This window comes from Nostoc sp. NMS4, from assembly GCF_017115095.1.
Classification (GTDB): domain Bacteria; phylum Cyanobacteriota; class Cyanobacteriia; order Cyanobacteriales; family Nostocaceae; genus Nostoc.
In genome coordinates this window covers 12,653-29,855 of the sequence record NZ_JABXKI010000204.1, presented here as the reverse complement: position 1 = coordinate 29,855, position 17,203 = coordinate 12,653, and the positions used below count along the sequence as shown (strand labels likewise).

Annotated in this window: 15 protein-coding genes; 4 read left to right on the top strand and 11 right to left on the bottom strand. The window is 37.3% G+C overall.

What is annotated here, in order from left to right; translation table 11 throughout:
- The first annotated feature begins 63 nt into the window (after positions 1–63).
- The 4 genes from HWQ37_RS17385 to HWQ37_RS17370 all read left to right on the top strand — a co-directional run bounded on the left by HWQ37_RS17385 (position 64) and on the right by HWQ37_RS17370 (position 2,606).
- Positions 64–384: a 2Fe-2S iron-sulfur cluster-binding protein gene (locus tag HWQ37_RS17385; protein ID WP_292749061.1), complete on the top strand. Its 321-nt coding sequence runs from the start codon at positions 64–66 to the stop codon at positions 382–384.
- Between the two features lie 150 nt (positions 385–534).
- Entirely contained in the window at positions 535–714 is a 180-nt protein-coding gene (locus tag HWQ37_RS17380) for a hypothetical protein (RefSeq protein WP_292749059.1), read from the top strand.
- A 115-nt stretch (positions 715–829) separates the two neighbouring features.
- Positions 830–1,888: a DUF3326 domain-containing protein gene (locus HWQ37_RS17375; protein WP_292749057.1), complete on the top strand. Its 1,059-nt coding sequence runs from the start codon at positions 830–832 to the stop codon at positions 1,886–1,888.
- A 121-nt stretch (positions 1,889–2,009) separates the two neighbouring features.
- Positions 2,010–2,606: a CPBP family intramembrane glutamic endopeptidase gene (locus HWQ37_RS17370; protein WP_292749055.1), complete on the top strand. Its 597-nt coding sequence runs from the start codon at positions 2,010–2,012 to the stop codon at positions 2,604–2,606.
- 161 nt (positions 2,607–2,767) lie between these two features.
- Here HWQ37_RS17370 and HWQ37_RS17365 read toward each other — a convergent pair whose 3' ends face one another.
- From HWQ37_RS17365 to HWQ37_RS17315, 11 genes are all read right to left on the bottom strand, one after another.
- Complete coding sequence (locus HWQ37_RS17365) at positions 2,768–4,903, bottom strand: GumC family protein (RefSeq protein ID WP_292749052.1); 2,136 nt, start codon at positions 4,901–4,903, stop codon at positions 2,768–2,770.
- A gap of 218 nt (positions 4,904–5,121) precedes the next feature.
- On the bottom strand, positions 5,122–5,718 hold the full coding sequence (locus HWQ37_RS17360; RefSeq protein ID WP_292749050.1) for a sugar transferase: 597 nt from the start codon (positions 5,716–5,718) through the stop codon (positions 5,122–5,124).
- A gap of 580 nt (positions 5,719–6,298) precedes the next feature.
- A complete protein-coding gene (locus HWQ37_RS17355) occupies positions 6,299–7,450 on the bottom strand; it encodes a DegT/DnrJ/EryC1/StrS family aminotransferase (protein ID WP_292749046.1) in 1,152 nt (383 codons plus the stop codon).
- A gap of 42 nt (positions 7,451–7,492) precedes the next feature.
- Positions 7,493–8,188, bottom strand: coding sequence for a class I SAM-dependent methyltransferase (locus HWQ37_RS17350; protein WP_292749043.1), 696 nt, complete (start codon positions 8,186–8,188; stop codon positions 7,493–7,495).
- A gap of 39 nt (positions 8,189–8,227) precedes the next feature.
- A complete protein-coding gene (locus HWQ37_RS17345) occupies positions 8,228–9,445 on the bottom strand; it encodes a glycosyltransferase family 4 protein (RefSeq protein ID WP_292749041.1) in 1,218 nt (405 codons plus the stop codon).
- 48 nt (positions 9,446–9,493) lie between these two features.
- Positions 9,494–10,504, bottom strand: a complete 1,011-nt coding sequence (locus tag HWQ37_RS17340; protein ID WP_292749039.1) for an NAD-dependent epimerase — start codon at positions 10,502–10,504, stop codon at positions 9,494–9,496.
- A gap of 52 nt (positions 10,505–10,556) precedes the next feature.
- Positions 10,557–11,693, bottom strand: coding sequence for an ATP-grasp domain-containing protein (locus tag HWQ37_RS17335; protein ID WP_292749037.1), 1,137 nt, complete (start codon positions 11,691–11,693; stop codon positions 10,557–10,559).
- Between the two features lie 173 nt (positions 11,694–11,866).
- Positions 11,867–13,039 carry a glycosyltransferase family 4 protein gene (locus HWQ37_RS17330; protein ID WP_292749035.1) on the bottom strand — a complete coding sequence of 391 codons (1,173 nt, stop codon included), beginning with the start codon at positions 13,037–13,039 and terminating at the stop codon, positions 11,867–11,869.
- A gap of 230 nt (positions 13,040–13,269) precedes the next feature.
- Positions 13,270–14,580: a hypothetical protein gene (locus HWQ37_RS17325; protein WP_292749033.1), complete on the bottom strand. Its 1,311-nt coding sequence runs from the start codon at positions 14,578–14,580 to the stop codon at positions 13,270–13,272.
- An 87-nt stretch (positions 14,581–14,667) separates the two neighbouring features.
- The gene (locus HWQ37_RS17320; RefSeq protein ID WP_292749031.1) at positions 14,668–15,792 is read right to left on the bottom strand and encodes a glycosyltransferase; all 1,125 of its coding nucleotides are present in this window, start codon (positions 15,790–15,792) and stop codon (positions 14,668–14,670) included.
- A 67-nt stretch (positions 15,793–15,859) separates the two neighbouring features.
- On the bottom strand, positions 15,860–17,188 hold the full coding sequence (locus tag HWQ37_RS17315) for a phenylacetate--CoA ligase family protein (protein ID WP_292749029.1): 1,329 nt from the start codon (positions 17,186–17,188) through the stop codon (positions 15,860–15,862).
- Between the last annotated feature and the right edge of the window lie 15 nt (positions 17,189–17,203).

Genomic DNA, 17,203 nt, shown 5'->3' with positions numbered 1-17,203 from the left:
GATATTTTTAACTAATTCAGATAAACTAATACCTTTGTCCGTTGCATCACACTTGTTTTGTATATGCCCAAAATTTACACCGTAGAAATCGATCACCAAGGCAAAATTCATACCTTGCAAGTTCCTGAAAATGAAACGATCTTATCAGTTGCCGATGCTGCTGGCTTGGAACTGCCGAGTTCTTGCAATGCAGGTGTTTGTACAACTTGCGCCGGTCAACTATCTGAGGGAACTGTAGATCAAACTGATGGTATGGGCGTTAGTCCAGATTTGCAAAAGCAAGGTTACGTATTGCTTTGTGTTGCCAAACCCCTTTCTGATTTGAAACTTAAGACAGAAAAGGAAGACATCGTTTATCAGTTACAATTTGGCAAAGACAAATAATCTGTGAACAGTTATCAGTATATCGGATGATTATTCATGACTGAATAACTGTTCACTAACATTACCAAATCTGATCAATAATATTATAAGTATTTCATCGCAGAGGACATCAGCTATTCTAGAAACTACAAACCAAGAGAATTTATCAAGATGACGACTCACTTTATTACCGCAGAAGTTGATTTACAAGAAACTCCCGCAGAGTTACTACAAGTAATTGAAACAGAGTTGAAGAAACAAGGCGAACCCCTACGTTGGGCAGTTACCTCTGTGGACGTTAACAAACAAAAAGCTACAATTGAAGCCGTGGTGACAAAGAGTGCTGAGTAGTGAGCAGGGTATATCGGCAAACAAAAGGGCGTAATGAGAATAACTCCAAACTCCTAACTCAGCACGGGCTAAACCTTAGCTATCCGCTAACAGCACTCAGTACTCAGCACTCAATATGTACACAGCTATATTAATTGTACCAACAGGCGTTGGGGCTGCCATTGGGGGTTACGCAGGAGATGCTTTGCCTGTTGCTAGAGTTATATCACAGGTTTGCGATCGCCTAATTACTCACCCCAATGTCTTGAATGGCGCAAGTTTGTATTGGAATATCCCCAATGCTTTCTATGTTGAAGGTTATGGGCTTGACAAATTCGCCTCTGGGTGCTGGGGTTTGCGTCCAGTTCGCACCAACAAGGTAGGTTTGCTTTTAGACCAAGGCATAGAGCCAGAGTTACGGCTACGACATATACAAGCAGCCGATGCAGTTAGAGCAACATTGGGATTAACCCTAACAGATTATGTAATTACAGATGCACCATTAAACGTAGAATTACGGACTACAGCATCGGGAGCGAGTTGGGGAACAATTGGCAACCCAGATAGTTTATTACGGGCAGCCGAGATATTAATTAAAAAAGCGGGGGCAGAAGCGATCGCAGTTGTTGCCCGTTTCCCCGATGATATAGATGAAGAAGCAGTACAAAAATATCGTCACGGTGAAGGCGTAGATCCTTTAGCGGGTGCAGAAGCCGTAATTAGCCATTTGCTATTGCGAACCTTTCAAATTCCTTGCGCTCATTCTCCCGCCCTTTTGAGCGAACCTCCACAACCTGATTTATCTCCCCGTTCCGCCGCCGAAGAATTAGGTTATACCTTTTTGCCCTGCGTCCTTGTCGGATTAAGTCGCGCCCCACAATTTATAATAGAGAGAGGAGCAATCGGATCGCAGCCAGAAGATATTTGGGCTGATGAAGTTGATGCTGCGATCGCACCTGCAACTGCTTGTGGTAGCAGTGCCTTACTGAGTTTAAGCCAAAAACGATGCCAAATAATTACAGTAGAAGAAAATAAAACTCTGATAAAAGTTCCTCCCCAACCCCTGGGGATAAAATCTATACAGGTAAACTCATATTTAGAAGCAGTAGGTGTATTAGTAGCACATAAAACAGGCATCAATCCCAACGCTCTCCGTCCCAAATTATTACCTTTGCAGTCAGTAATTAAAAGTTAGGAGTACAGACGCGATTAATCGCGTCTGTACAGGAGTTAGAAGTTAGGAGTTTTGTTTATCTCCCTCATCTCCCTCATCTCCCTACCCCCTATGCCCAATGCCCCCTCTTTCTTAAAAACCCGTGATTGAACAACAAAAGCAAGAGCCAGAAATTCCATACCTGACGCGCATCCAAATACTTGGGGCGATGGGAGCGACTGCAATCATTTTGTTGATAGTCGCCAAACTTTCGTTATACTTAGGCAACTTTTCGTTATTTTCTTGGGACTTGAACCAAAGAGAGTTGCTGTTAGGTGTAGGATTGGGATTCCTCATCACCGCCTTAAGTGGCTTAACTTATCGCCTGTGGACTGCCTATCGTAAAAGTGCAGATTATTACCTAGAAGTAGTACTCAAGCCTTTAGCTTTACCAGATTTAATTTGGCTAGGGTTACTACCAGGGTTAAGTGAAGAATTATTATTTAGAGGTGTGATGTTGTCCGCTCTAGGCTCCGATTTGACAGCTGTAATTGTATCCAGTCTTTGCTTTGGAATTTTGCATTTTAGCGGTTCCCAACAATGGCCTTATGTAATTTGGGCAACAATTGTTGGGATGATATTAGCATATAGCGCCTTGCTGACCGGAAACTTATTAGTGCCGATTGTCGCTCATATTATTACGAATTGGATTTCTAGCTATTTCTGGAAAATGGGGCAACTGGCGGCAATTAAAAAATAAATATCATGTTCGGCTGATTACTTAGGAACATGGATTAAATAAGATGCAAAACTTTATCCTGTCTCTAGCTTCCCTCTCCTTTATAAGGAGAGGGATTGAGGGTGAGGTAAACCCATGATATTACAACAAAAACCTTCTCATAAATAACAGCTCCAGCCCTTTCATATTTTGGCGAATTTTTCCTCAACTACTGCGTTAATAACTTGTCCCAAGACATTCTGACCAGATTTTTCTAAAATTTCACAAGCAACAGTGGTCTGAACAGAATCAACTACCCCCGGACGAACTACCAATAAAACGCCATCAGTCATTTGACCCAAAGTGACTGCATCGGCGACAACATTTAATGAAGGAGTGTCAATAATTACGAAATCATAGTTGTTAGCAAAACTTTGAATCAAAGAAGCCATCCGTTTTGAATCAAGGAGAGATGCTGGCGATGGAGGTACTACTCCAGTAGTGAGGACATCTAAATTATTCATAACTTTTTTGACAACAGTGCTGATTTGGGCTTCTTCCAGAATCAGATTACTCAGACCTTGATTATTACTTAATTCCCAAATTTGATGTTGAACTGGATGATGGAAATCCCCGTCCACTAGCAAAACTTGATATTCCATCTGTGCCATTACTATTGCTAAATTAGCTGCTACTGTTGATTTACCTTCTTTAGGCACAGAACTAGTGACAACAATAACTTTTAACTCTTTATCACCACGTTTAAACTCCAAATTTGCCCGCAACATCCGATAAGCTTCATTAATTGGGGAGTGAGAAGTTTCTCTCTCAACAAATTTTGAGGTAGATAAGTCTTGCTTTTCATCCTTTAAATCAGACTTTTGAGGCTTGCTAAAGGCAGGAATTACACCTAATAAAGTTAATCCTATTAATTCCTTCGCTTCATCAACAGTCTTAATGGTTTTATCTCTTACTTCCAAAATATATATAGTCGCCAAAGCAGCTAGAACAGCGACTAAACCTGAACTCAAGTACGAAATCATATTAGAAGAAATCGGCTGGTCAGGAATTTGGGCTTCAGATATCAAACTGGCATTACCGACGTTCTGATTTTCTGCAATTTGGCTCTCTTGCAATTTTTGTAACAAAAGTGAATATGTAGATTGTGATGCTTGTACTTTGCGTTCTAGCTGACGCTGTTGTTGTTCCAATCTGGGCAAAGTTTTCAATCTTTGTTTGTAGACTGCTTGTAATTTGGATAAAGTTACAGCTTGGCTAACTAAACCCATACGAGTTGACTCTAATCCAATCAAGTTTGCAGTAAGTTGCTGTTGTAAAGCCCCAATCTGCAAATTACCATTCAATTGTGCTTGATTTGTCCCTAAAACCTGTGTTGTTCGCTGTTGTATTATCTTTTTTAAGGCTTCTAACTTATTTTTTAAGGTAATAATTTCAGGGTGTGATTCCCGCAAAACAGTTCGCCTAACTGCAAGTTGAGACTCTAATTGCTGGACTTCTTTGAGAATATCCTGCAACCCAGGAGATTGGCTCAGAGAAGTCTGAGCAAACGCCTGTTTTGAATTCATATTTAATTGTTTACGGATATCTTGAGACTGAGCATTGAGATTGGCAATTTGAGATTGAACCTGGCTAGATTGCTTTTGTAAGTCTGCAATCACATCTAGTGAGTTAGTTGTTTCTTCTTGCAGGGAAACAACTTTGTTCTTATCTTTAAACTTTGCTAGTTCACTTTCTGCTTTTCTGACAATTAATTCAGCTTTTGGTAATTCCTTTTGAAGAAATTTACGGGCTGATGCTGCTTCTTTTCTTCGAGAAGATACGTTGTGTTCTAAATAGATATTTATTACCGTATTAACTACTTCAGCAGATTTTTTAGCATCCCTGTCCTTGTAAGAAACTTCTAGAATATCAGAACCCTTAATATCTTTTACTGTTAACTGTTTCAGGAATTCTTTGGGTTTTAAGGCTACGCCTTGATTGTTTTTCAAGGCAAGTTTATCTATAGTTTGTTGCACTAAAGGGACTGACTGAATAATTTCTGCTTCTGTGTTTAAAGGATTGGTTTTCTGATCCTGTGCTACTGCTTCTAGCTTCCCTATCCCCTCTCCTACTCCCGTCAGCGAGGAGATCGTATTCGTCCTTTGAAACAGTAGCTTTCCCTCTGCCTCATAAGCAGGTTTTTTTAAATATGAAGTCAGCACTAAAAATATAAACACTGGGATAAAGACAGCTAAACCTGGTGTCCAACGTCGCTTTAGTATTTGCCAATATTTATCAGATATTAAAGAAAATGTTAAAGGAGATGTTTGTGATTCCATAAATCAATTTTAAATACTGAATAATCTTAACTTAATCTAATAAATTTATCTAATAATTTAAATTTGTGATGTTGGTCGCCATTAAATATAGGGTTTTATACCGCTATTTTCACATATAGCTTTTCTAAGGTAGGCACTAAAGTCCTATGTGAAACATAATTAAGAATTACTATCTTCTCCACGAAACGCCTCACGAACTAGCGGGGCGTAGTCCATTACTAAATTCTTATGACTTGTTGTAATGTTTTAAGGATAATCAGTAGAGCAAAACCTAAGTTATCTTTACCAAGATATTGCATATTCAACTCTAATTTTTGAGGCATTATCTCGTTAATATAGACATTTTCCGGGTTAGCAGTATCTTCTAGTAGTTCACTTTCATTTCGGAATTTGATTGAAGCTGGATCGGTGATACCTGGAAGCACATCTAACACTCGCCGTTGTTCAGATGTATAATATGCCACATATTTTGGAACTTCAGGACGAGGCCCAACTAAACTCATTTCCCCTTTAACAACGTTGAATAATTGGGGTAATTCATCTAGCTTGTATTTTCTTAAGAACTGACCACTTCGCGTAATCCGCGTATCTTTAGCTACTGTAATTTGTTTTCCTCTGCTTTCGGCATCAGCTACCATAGTACGGAACTTATAAATACTAAATTCACGTCCGAAGCGTCCAATACGAATTTGTCGAAACAATACATTTCCTGGAGAATCCAGTTTTATCCAGATTGCAATTGCAACAAATAGGGGTAATAGGATCAAAATACCAACTAGGGCAAAAAACAAGTCAAAAATTCGTTTAGCCATCATTAAACACCTCTTAAAAACGCAGTTATCTTACTTTTTGTATAGACAGAGATTCATTAAGTCTTTAGAAAGCATTAATCCAAACATAAAATTATTTAACTAACAATATAGTTGCAGTTAAATTAGAACTGTTTGTCAACATTAACTTTGGTTGAGATAATTTTGTGATTGAGTTATTTTTGGTATTTTTTTCAGTTATTTGGTTTAGCTGATTGAAAGCGATAAATTACAACGCATCCAAAATAAAACTTTTATTAAAACAGCGTTAATGCCTATTTAAAGTTTTAGACTAGATGGTAGTTTTTTTTACTATTTTATAGCTATATTAGTTACTTTTTAAATTTTTTTGGATAATTTACACGAATTCTTCATAAAAGTCTGCCTTATGTGAGTGCAATTTTATAGCAAAGTTTAGTACAATAAGCAGCGCAATATGATACTGTAAGATAAATATTTGTTGTTTGCATGATAACAACAGTTTGAAAGTAAATATTTAAACACAAAAATGTTAAGATAATACCTCATATACTTAGTCTTAAGATGATTTTTAAATCAACATTTTTAGAATATATTTCTTAAAATATTAAGTCAAAGTTTTGTGAATGATTTTAATGATATGGGTTTGATCTGCTTCAGTCATTTTTGTGTATATTGGTAGGCTTACTATCCCTTGATATGCATAGGATGCTTGAGGGAAATCTTGTAAGGAAAGATTGTAAGTTTCGCGCCAGTAGGGATGCAAGTGTAAAGGAATATAGTGAACGCTACACCCAATTCCTTTAGCAGCTAATTGCTCAATAAAATTATTGCGACTCACTTGTACAGAGTCGGCTAAACGAATTACATATAGATGCCAAGAGTGAATATCTCCATTAGTAGGTGATGCTGGCAGATGTAAAGGTAAGTCGGCTAGTTCTATATTGTATCGATTAGCGATCGCAGCTCGCTGTTGCTGTAGTATCCTAGCTTTCTTTAATTGATGGATACCAAGTGAGGCCGCGACATCCGTCATATTATATTTGAATCCTGGTGCAACTACCTCGTAGTACCATGATGGTTTAGTTGAGGTATAGCGATCGAAGGCATCTCGATTGATACCATGTAAGCGCATAGTCCGGCATCGTTTAGCTATTTCCGGGTTACAGGTTACTAGCATCCCTCCTTCACCTGTAGCGATGGTTTTGGTGGCATAAAAGCTATAAACGGTGACATCACTATCTAAACTACCAATCAACTTACCCTGATATGTTGTCGGAATCGCATGGGCCGCATCTTCAACTACTTTTAATTGATGCTTTTGGGCAATTGTTAAAATTGATTGCATATCACAAGCAAGTCCGCCAAAATGGACAGGGATGATGGCTTTAGTGCGGGGAGTGATCGCAGCCTCAATTTTGCTAACATCAATGTTCATGGTAGCCAGATCAATATCGACAAAGACTGGATTGCCCCCTAAGTAACGAATCACCTCTGCGGTAGCAGTGAACGTGTGGACTGTGGTGATTACTTCATCTCCGGGGCCAATTCCCAATGCTTCCAGAGCCAGATGTAACCCTGATGTGGCAGAATTAACTGCGATCGCTTCTACCCCAGAACCAATAAAATCTGCAAAATCTTGCTCAAAACGTTTAGTCTTAGGGCCTGTAGTCAACCAACCAGATCGTAAAGAATCAACAACCTCAGCGATTTCTTCTTCTCCAATATCCGGTAAGGCGAAAGGAATAAATTCTGTCATAGGATGTAGTAATTAGAATCAGTAAGTAAACATCTGAGCAAATTATGGCTTGCTAATCCAACACAAGACATGAGTACGCAGAAACGGAAGTAAGTTAAAAACATTATAAAGACTGGGATGAATTTTGGTAACTCGGCGACTAATGGGAGGAGCTAAACATAATTGCCAAGTTTTGATATCTCCATCGGGAAATAGTTGATGAATTTGTCTTTTAGTAACACCTTTGACATCGGGATTGTTCGGGTTATTGAAGATAAAATCATACCAAAGTACACCTCCTCCAGGTTTAACCATCGACCACATCCGATTGGCTAATTTTTGTTGAAAAATGGAATCTAAAATTGAAGTAAAAACTGTTGATTGAAAAACAATATCAAAAGAATTCTCTTCTAACTTCAGAGTTGATGCATCACCAACTAAAATTTGAGTTGCTGTTGGTAGTAAGCGACGTGCATTTCGTGCATACTCTTCGATTAATTCATTTCCCACCAAGTTCTCTGGTTGAAAACCCAATGACATAAATAAACTCAGGTTATTTCCATTCCCACAACCAATTTCTAATAGACGTTTGTCTGCAACTGGCGCAAGATTAGCCCAATCAATCCAACGAATCAAAGCTTGACGCTTTTCTTGATAAAGCATATAACGAGATGGATTCAATGGATCATATAAAGTTGCTGACGGGATTTGCTGCCGTCGATTATAACGCTGACGGATTGCTTCAATTTCGGTGTTCATATAAGTTTCATCAGGAAAAAATAAATTATTAAAATACTCTTATTTGAGTGTTTTTGGTAGCTTTAAAACCCGGCTATAAATATCAGAATAAGCATCTGCTACTTGGTTAAGACTGAAGTTCGCCTCGACGTGTAATTTACTTCGTTTTCCCATAAGATTTCTTTGTTCTGGAGAATTCAGAAGTTGTAGAATCGCTGTAGCTAAAGCCTTGCTATCTCTGGGAGGAACCAGCAAACCATTCCAGCCATCTTTGACAACTTCCTTACAACCAGGCATATCAGTTGTAATCAAAGGGAGTTCCATTGTCGCTGCCTCTAACAACACCCTTGGCACTCCTTCACGGTAATAACTCGGCAACACAAATACATCGCTTAAGTTCAACAGTGTCGGGATATCATTACGAGGGCCAAGATAGCGAACAATTCCGGCTTGTTGGTGAATTTCTTCTATTGGTACGGCTTGTCTACCTTCAGAAGATACAGAACCAACTAAGAGAAACGTGACATTTTTCATTTGCTGGCAGACAATGCTAGCTGCCTGAAGAAATTCTCTCACCCCCTTAGAGACAACAAGACGTGAGATCATTGTGACTACAAGCTGTCCTTCTAATCCTAACTCCCGTCGTGTTGCTGCCAGTTTTTCTGGTGCGGGGGAGTTTTTCAACAGTCCTTCGATATCAATACCCGATCCTAAAACTAAATCATCCCGACCATCCAGTACCATTTTGTGTTTGCAGAAATAGGCGCGATCGTCAGGATTTTGAAATATAGTTATGCCAGTTGCGATCGCAGCTTGCTTTTGAAGATGGCGATATATTGGTCTAAGGACAAGTGCTAAGGTCGATGTGGAAGAAAAGACGTAACCCATTCCAGTTATAGTTCGCACCCGTCCGGGAATTCCGGTCTTCATTGCCACAATGGGTGCAATCATCGCAGGTTTAGTATCAAAACTATGAACAATATCTGGTTGATGTTGCTTAAATAAAGCAGAAAGTTGGCTGCGAGTATATATATCAGCCCACGGGTTTATTCCTCGTTCCAGGGTGTATCGAAAATATGGAATCTGAACATCTGCAAAAGTATTTCCATCTTCAGATCCCACCGCCCCAACATTGAAACCTTTCTCCCGCAGTTTTAGCAGCAAGGGGATACGAAGACGTATATCTTCACCGCCAACGTGCCAAACAGTGATTGCAGAAGTTTTGCGATCGCTTAAATCTTTGCTAGGTAAGGAGAAAACTGAAGAATTTTTGTCCATCTTTTAAAGGGAATTTATCAGAAAGCTAGAGGGTTGAACTTTTGATATTTAAACTTGGTAGTAAGAACGATACCAACTAACAAAACGTTCAACTCCTACCTCAATGGGTGTATTCGGTCTAAAGTCCACATCTCTTGCGAGATCGTCAACATCTGCATAGGTAATAGGTATATCTCCAGGTTGTATGGGGAGTAGATTTTTTTCTGCTTTTATTCCCAAACAGTTTTCCATCACTTCGATAAAGCGCATTAATTCCACAGATTGATTATTACCAATGTTGTAAAGTTTGTAGGCAGCATTACTAGTTTCTGAGTTAGATACATCTCGTGACAAAATAGAATTTGGCTCAGGTATTTTATCCATGACGCGGACAACACCCTCAATGATGTCGTCAATATAGGTAAAATCTCGCCGCATTTGACCGTAATTAAAGACATCAATGGGGTTCCCTGCCAAAATTGCTTTAGTAAATAAAAATGGTGCCATATCTGGACGACCCCACGGCCCATAAACTGTAAAAAAGCGGAGTCCGGTAGTTGGTATACCATACAAGTGGCTATAAGTATGAGCCATTAACTCGTTAGCTTTCTTAGTAGCAGCATACAAGCTGACTGGGTGATCTACCTTGTCATGTACAGAAAATGGCACTTTCGTATTTGCACCATAGACTGAACTAGATGAAGCAAAGACTAAATGCTTGACTCCTGAGTGGCGACAACCTTCTAAAACATTGAGAAAACCCACTAGATTACTATCTATATATGCATAAGGATTTTTGAGTGAGTAGCGGACTCCAGGTTGTGCAGCCAAGTTAACGACTAAATCAAAGCACTCTTCGGCAAATAGCATAGCCATGCCTTCACGGTCAGCCAAATCGATCTGGTAAAATCTAAAATTGGAGTGATCCTGCAACTTGGCTAGCCGAGCTTTTTTGAGATTTACATCATAGTAATCATTCAGATTATCTAACCCAACAACTTCGTTTCCACAAAGTAGTAAACGTTGGCTGAGATGAAATCCAATGAAACCAGCTGCACCTGTAACTAATACTTTGAACATCGCTTTTATGCCTATAAACGCTAATTAAAAAATGTTTATTCCCCTGATTATTTCATAACAGTTTATTTAACATATCCCCATCGTAGGGATTTACTATACCTAATCGATTCCAGGCTTTTTCGTAAATATCAGGTAATGGATCTAAAATGCTTTGCCAAGCAAGATCGTTCCTGATTTTATTAATTCCTGGAAAAGGGTATTTACCTACTAGCAATCCTTTGATAAATTGACCTGGCGATGGATAAGGAATCTTTTCAGGTTCTGTACAAGTAAGTTCTTTTTTCAGGTTTTCAGGTAATTTTTGTCCTTGAGCTAACAACATACCCAAGTTTACAAAGTCTATCCCATAGGATACTGAAGCTCCGAAACTACCCCAAAATCTGGGATTACATTCTATTACTTTAACAGAATTAGTTCTTTCATCAAATCTGATATCGAAATTAGCTACACCACTGTAATTGCATGAATATACGAGTTTATGGGCTATTCCTAAGATTTCTTCATCTTTAAAAAATTCAAAAAAATAGGGGACTCTTCTATTAATTGTCCAAGCAACTAGCTTTCCATCTTCTGCAAGTATATTCAGGAGAATATCATAGCCATGTATATATTCTTGTGCTAATAAAGGTAAACCATCCAGATTATTTTCATTTGATACATATCTTTGCAAATCCTCGATTGAGTCTATTTTTTTTACCCCATATCCATTACTTAAATCTAATGGTTTGACTATGATAGGAAAATCTAAATTCAATAATTCTATTTGTTCTGCTGTTTCAATCAATGTTGTTTCTGGAGTGGGAATATTATGTTGCTTCAATATTTGATAAAAATACCATTTATTATTTAAGTTACATATTTTCTCCGCACTATTTAGAGGAAAAACTGATGAATGTCTCAGCTTTTTCTTAATTAAAGCAATTAAAACCGTCCCCAAAAGACCTGATGGAATAATAATATCAATTTTCTGTTTTTTACAGTAATCATTAATTACATTAGCTATCTGTTCTGTGTCTTGTGATGACTCAGAAAGAAAAGAGGAAACGTAGTTTTTGCAAAATCTTGAAAACCTTGATGAATCCGAAGATTTCCAGATGCTGATTATATGTGGCCTAATATTAAGTAATCCAAGACATCTCAATAAGGATAGGGTGATGCTATTACTAGAGGAAACAATTAATACATTCATTTATTGAAATCTCCAAAAAATATAGTCTTAAAGATTTGTGAAACTTGATAAAAATCAATAATTTGCTTCTACATCAACACGTTTTGTTGCACAACTATCAGCAAATAATCGTTGCTCATTTGTACTAGATATGTACTAAAAAACAGTAACATTACGTATTTTAATCTCTAGTTTTATTTTTTATAATCCAACAAAGTTTTGTACAAACTTTCGTATTGATGCACAACTGAATCAAGGGAAAATAAATTAATCACTCTTTCTCTGGCTGCTTTTCCTAATATTTTTCTGTCCTTATACTCTAAATCTATTAACTCTTTGAAAGCATTAGCTAGTAACTGGGGATTTTTCGGAGGTACAACTTTTCCCGTATCACCAACAAGCCAAGCTGAATCACCAACATCTGTAACTACACAGGGAACAGCACAAGACATCGCTTCTCCTATCACCATAGGAAATGCTTCGCCATAAGCAGAAGCAGAAGTAACAATATCTAAACTGGCCATCAACCGAGGCATATCGTTACGTTCCCCTAGTAGATATATATGGTTAACAATCTCCAATTCTTTTATTAGCTGTTTCAAAATTTGATTTTCTTCAGCAACTCCTCTTCCAGCTAACACGAAGATAATATCTGGGTATTTTTTTAACAAAAGGCTGGCTGCTCGAAGAAAATTTTCGTGATCCTTCATTGGATGATAACGACCAATTAGCCCAATCAGAAAACTTTTATCAGATAACCCCATTTCTAATCTAAAACTACTTCGAGCTTCATCTGATGGGATAAACAGCGAAGTATCAAAACCGTTAGGAATGATATAGCTATTGTTAGAAGAATACCCTAATGCTTCATGTTGTAACTTACTAGCCTGAGAAACAAAAAGTATCTTTTTAGGTAACTGAGAAATATATGCACCAAATTTAATAATGTTTTTTGTGATAAATTTATAAGATTTTATCTCATGAATTGACGAATGAATACTCCAAAGAACAGGTATTTTATTATAGTCTAAAAAACAACTAGCAAATTGTGCTGCAAAATTCCCATGATACATCCAACCTTGAATTAAATCAGGTTTGATTTTCCGAACAATGGAAATCAATCTGCCAATTACAAATGGTGTCGGAAATCCCTGTTTCATACTCATAGTATAAACTGGAATCTCTAGAGATTTGAGATAATCACCTATGATATCCCAATTCATTAGAGAAACTACAATTGGAGAAAATTGCTGCCGATTTATTTTAGATAGCAAATTGTAGAGCATTATTTCAGCACCTGCTGCTTCCAGTCCTGTAGTAATAAATAAAATTGTACTTTTGTGGCGATCGTTTAGATTAGTACTCATGATTTGTAAACACGAATGGTTATGTAAGCTAGCTAATATACTTTTCCAGAAATTGATAATTTATTCTGAGTAATAGTTATGAGTAAATCCATCTTTGCCAAACAATATAAACAAGTGTTTTATATAGTTATTTACGGCTACAGGTTAAGAATATAAATTTAAAACTTTGATTACCTGCCATATCATAAATACTAAAATAATCTCCTAATATTTTTGCTTTATAAAAAAAATTATTTTATATCCTGATTTTTCTGCCAGTTAGATTTTCGGACGGGTTTAGTAATATAAAATTTGCATCCAATGAACACCAAAAATGAGCAAGATGTCAATGACATAAAATCACCTTGTAAGAATGTCTCAGGATCGGAAGTCATAAAAGTTGCCCATAATTGAGCAACTATAGTATAAAAATGTGGCATCCAAAAAATGCTATTAAGATGTTTATTTAGTATGGCTTGTAAGAAACCACCGAGCCAGCCATAAATTAAGCAGGTAATAATCAGTCCAGGCCACGACATACTGTATATACCAAAAGCAAGAATCCCAGTTGGCACTGCGGCTCCTACAGCATCATCCGGCCCTAAAATGTACACACTGTTGTAATAAAGTATTGATTGGGGCGACTTTACTCCACCCAAGAAAATTTTTGGAATTAAAGAAAGAAATCCATAGATTATGTCTGAAAACCAGCGCAGATCGTAATTCTTGTTAGTTAAGGCTGTATCTAGGGAAAAATTTGTATAATAGAAGTTGTTCATAAATTCATAAAAATTAAAACTTTCCTTATTACTACCTGCAATAGATTCATTAAACTTTTGGATGACTGCATCCAAACCATCTGGCATAGCAGAAAGGCTGAAAAAGAAGTTTTTACCATATAACAGAAATAGAGACATTGTAAAAACAAAAATAATGCTGGTTATCCAAGGAATTTTCTTATTTATTACAACATAAATTTGATAAAATCCTAACAAGAAAGCAATAATATTAAAGCGCCCAGCCTTTGTCAAAAAACTTGTAAATGCAGTAATAAAAGAAGTGATAAACCAGAAAAGTTTACCAAATTTTCCTTGACCAATATTTTTCGTAGATAAATAAGCTAATAGAATATAGCAAGCAAAAGTTGCTGCTGACGTAAATCTAGTAAAAAATCCTAAATCGCCTTTAGATTCTATACCGGCACGAGATGCTGATGAGTTTGTTATAGCTGCAAGAATACCACCAAACTGCAAGGTAGCTATATATAATGCCAGCATAGCGAATAAACATAAAAAAATTGCATAACTATAAATAGATGATATTTTACGAGATTTGATAATAACTTTTTGCCCATTTTCTTGAGCTAATTTAGAATAAAAACTTGTAACAATAAGGAAATAGCCAATAAAAATTGCCACGGCTGTTTCGAGATTGTTTGTATGGAATCTCATGTTATACCAGTGATCCCAAGTGATTGCATTTTTCAGATCGATAGCGAGAATGAAACCAGGCAGTGCATACCATAAAAGATAATAAATATTAAAAAGAGTTAGAAAATCCATGATGCTTTCTTTCTTTCTAATTATTTCTACAAAAGGTATGATGAAAAGCAAGATCAAGTAAGCTGAGGCTAGCATTTAAAATCACATCTAGATTGTTATGTTCTGTAGGAAACTTTCGGTTTTTTCACATAGACTTTGCGTACTAAATTGTTCCTGAATACGCGCTCTTGACATTATTGATAGCTTTTGACCGCCTAGATGTAAGATTTTCAACCATGCCCCCAGCAAAGCCTCAGAATCCTTTGGTGGTACTACTAATCCTGCATCCCCAACAAGAAATGTTGAATCCCCTACATTTGTAACTACACAAGGAATACCACAAGCCATTGCCTCTCCAATTACATTAGAAAAGCCTTCACCGTAGGCAGAAGCAGAAACAGCTATATCGAGAGCATTATGAACTTCAGGCATATCTGTGCGAGCTCCTGCCCAGATAACTTTTTCAGAAATACCTAGCTCATTACTTAGCTTAAGCAATTCTTGGGTATAGTTGTTTGATCCGATACCAACACAGACGAAACGCATATTCTCCCTTTGTTTGCATAGTAAGGCTGCTGCTTTCAGAAAAGTGGGATGGTCTTTCATAGGATGCAATCGTCCTACCAGACCAATCAGAATTGTGTCTTCTGAAATTTTCCATTCCAATCGGACTTTTGTCCTGCCCTTTGTGTCAGGCTTAAAACGTTCAGTATCAATGCCATTAGGAATTACCACTATCTTGTCAGCAGGAAATCCATAGGTTTGGTAGTAGCTTTTACCAGCATGGGAATTAGCAATAATCAAGTCAGCAAAGCGTGATAAGAACGACTCTAAACGAAAGATAATACGCGATAGCCAATCAGAATGCTTGAGATTCATGTTTGAATCTCGTATTCCCCAAACGATCTGAGTTGAAGCAAAAAAAGGCTTAAAGAAGATCGCTAGTAAATTTGATTCATCAAGATATCCATGCAATATGTCAGGCTGTATTTGTTTGAGATGCTGAAACAAACGCCAAAAGAAACCGAAGATATCCCAACGTCCCAATTTATCCAGACAGATCAATGGAATTTCGCTGTTTTTTAGATCGAGTTCTAACATATCACCAGAGTAGAAATATAAAACGGTGATATCAAATAATTGCTGATCAAGCCCTTTTACCAAAGTCAGCAATTGTCTTTGAGCACCCCCATAGCTTAGATTCCGAATGAGAAATATAACTTTCTTTTTCATATAAATTCAAGCTAATCGATTAGTAATTCATCATCAGCACTTCACACCATATTGACAGGATTCAATTTTAAGAAACTTCTGAGATTACGAAACGGTATTTACCAGAAGCCGTTGTCTTAATATCATCAACAAACTCAAAATTAACTATGCAATCTTCACCCATTAATATTTTGGTCTTTTCGACAAACTCATCCAATTCTTCTAATGGATAATTTGAGGTTAACGGCACAATTTTTACAACTATTTCTGAGTAGCTTTTCTGAATAACTTGATAATTTTTAACCCAGTCTTTAAAGTACATTAGCTCCTCAAAGTATCCTGATTCTGTTAAAGTTCCATCCTTCGTCTTAAGCATGTCAGTATCTTTACCAGAAATTTTCTGGAATATCTGTCCTGATGAATGATTAGCTGATAAAACTCCTCTATCGCCAATTTTGTAACGAATCAAAGGCATAGCAAAGTTTGTCAGAGATGTAATCAGAATGTTGCCTTCAACCCCTGCTGGTAGAGGATTATTATAATCATCCACAATCTCAACATAATTACCCCAAGGTGCTATCCAAAAGCCTTCGTATCCTGGGCGCTCACAAGCTATATCGCCAACTTCTCTAGAGCCATAGCGGTTAAAAACCTTACATTGAAACATTCTCTCGATCTGTTCCCGCATCCAAGGATGAAGATTCTCCGCCGAAGTCATGATTGCATTTGGAGGAGTGATTTCGAGTTGCTCAGACTCAGCAAATTTTGCTAATTCATAAATTGCGATCGCATAAGCAAGAATTAACTTCGGAGATTTCTGATTGATTAACCGAATGTAAGCAGCCATTCTCTGAGGATTCATCTGATAAGCATTCATATACGCGGTATTACTAAGAAAACCAGAAAATATGGCTCTCCAGTTTGTAGTGGCTTCCAAAATGTCTCTTTCTGAACCCCATAATTTCACCTCTGGTTCTCCTACTTCTCGTCCAACTAAATAAGAGTAAAGTAGTTTAACTGCTTGAGAGCGATCAAAATACTCCCGATCTTGGATTAATCTGATCGGCTCTCCAGTTGAGCCACCAGAAGCGTTGAAATACCACTTACGCTTTTCCAAATCTAAAGATTTTAGTTCTTCAAAGTTCTTGCGAATTATATCTTTAGTTAAAATTGGTAACTTGCTCAGATAGACTTCTGGATTCTGCTCAAGCAACTCATCACAGCCAATCTCATTCATCAAATTGGTATAGTATGGGACTGACTTCTGAGAATGGCGCAGGAGTTTCGTGAGTAGTTCCTTAGTTACATGAGAAGCAACAATAGATTTTTCTTCCTTTATTAAATCTCTATAGATTTCAGGGTAACGAAACCCTCTCAACTTATTCAAGGTCAGATAGATATGTTTTTTAATATTCATGGCTGAAAAACCTCC

Bases quoted from the DNA above. Each gene is read 5' to 3' on its own strand.
- HWQ37_RS17385 (WP_292749061.1), top strand. From the start codon at position 64: ATGCCCAAAATTTACACCGTAGAAATCGATCACCAAGGCAAAATTCAT.
- HWQ37_RS17380 (WP_292749059.1), top strand. From the start codon at position 535: ATGACGACTCACTTTATTACCGCAGAAGTTGATTTACAAGAAACTCCC.
- HWQ37_RS17375 (WP_292749057.1), top strand. From the start codon at position 830: ATGTACACAGCTATATTAATTGTACCAACAGGCGTTGGGGCTGCCATT.
- HWQ37_RS17365 (WP_292749052.1), bottom strand. From the start codon at position 4,903: ATGGAATCACAAACATCTCCTTTAACATTTTCTTTAATATCTGATAAA.
- HWQ37_RS17360 (WP_292749050.1), bottom strand. From the start codon at position 5,718: ATGATGGCTAAACGAATTTTTGACTTGTTTTTTGCCCTAGTTGGTATT.
- HWQ37_RS17355 (WP_292749046.1), bottom strand. From the start codon at position 7,450: ATGACAGAATTTATTCCTTTCGCCTTACCGGATATTGGAGAAGAAGAA.
- HWQ37_RS17350 (WP_292749043.1), bottom strand. From the start codon at position 8,188: ATGAACACCGAAATTGAAGCAATCCGTCAGCGTTATAATCGACGGCAG.
- HWQ37_RS17345 (WP_292749041.1), bottom strand. From the start codon at position 9,445: ATGGACAAAAATTCTTCAGTTTTCTCCTTACCTAGCAAAGATTTAAGC.
- HWQ37_RS17340 (WP_292749039.1), bottom strand. From the start codon at position 10,504: ATGTTCAAAGTATTAGTTACAGGTGCAGCTGGTTTCATTGGATTTCAT.
- HWQ37_RS17335 (WP_292749037.1), bottom strand. From the start codon at position 11,693: ATGAATGTATTAATTGTTTCCTCTAGTAATAGCATCACCCTATCCTTA.
- HWQ37_RS17330 (WP_292749035.1), bottom strand. From the start codon at position 13,039: ATGAGTACTAATCTAAACGATCGCCACAAAAGTACAATTTTATTTATT.
- HWQ37_RS17325 (WP_292749033.1), bottom strand. From the start codon at position 14,580: ATGGATTTTCTAACTCTTTTTAATATTTATTATCTTTTATGGTATGCA.
- HWQ37_RS17320 (WP_292749031.1), bottom strand. From the start codon at position 15,792: ATGAAAAAGAAAGTTATATTTCTCATTCGGAATCTAAGCTATGGGGGT.
- HWQ37_RS17315 (WP_292749029.1), bottom strand. From the start codon at position 17,188: ATGAATATTAAAAAACATATCTATCTGACCTTGAATAAGTTGAGAGGG.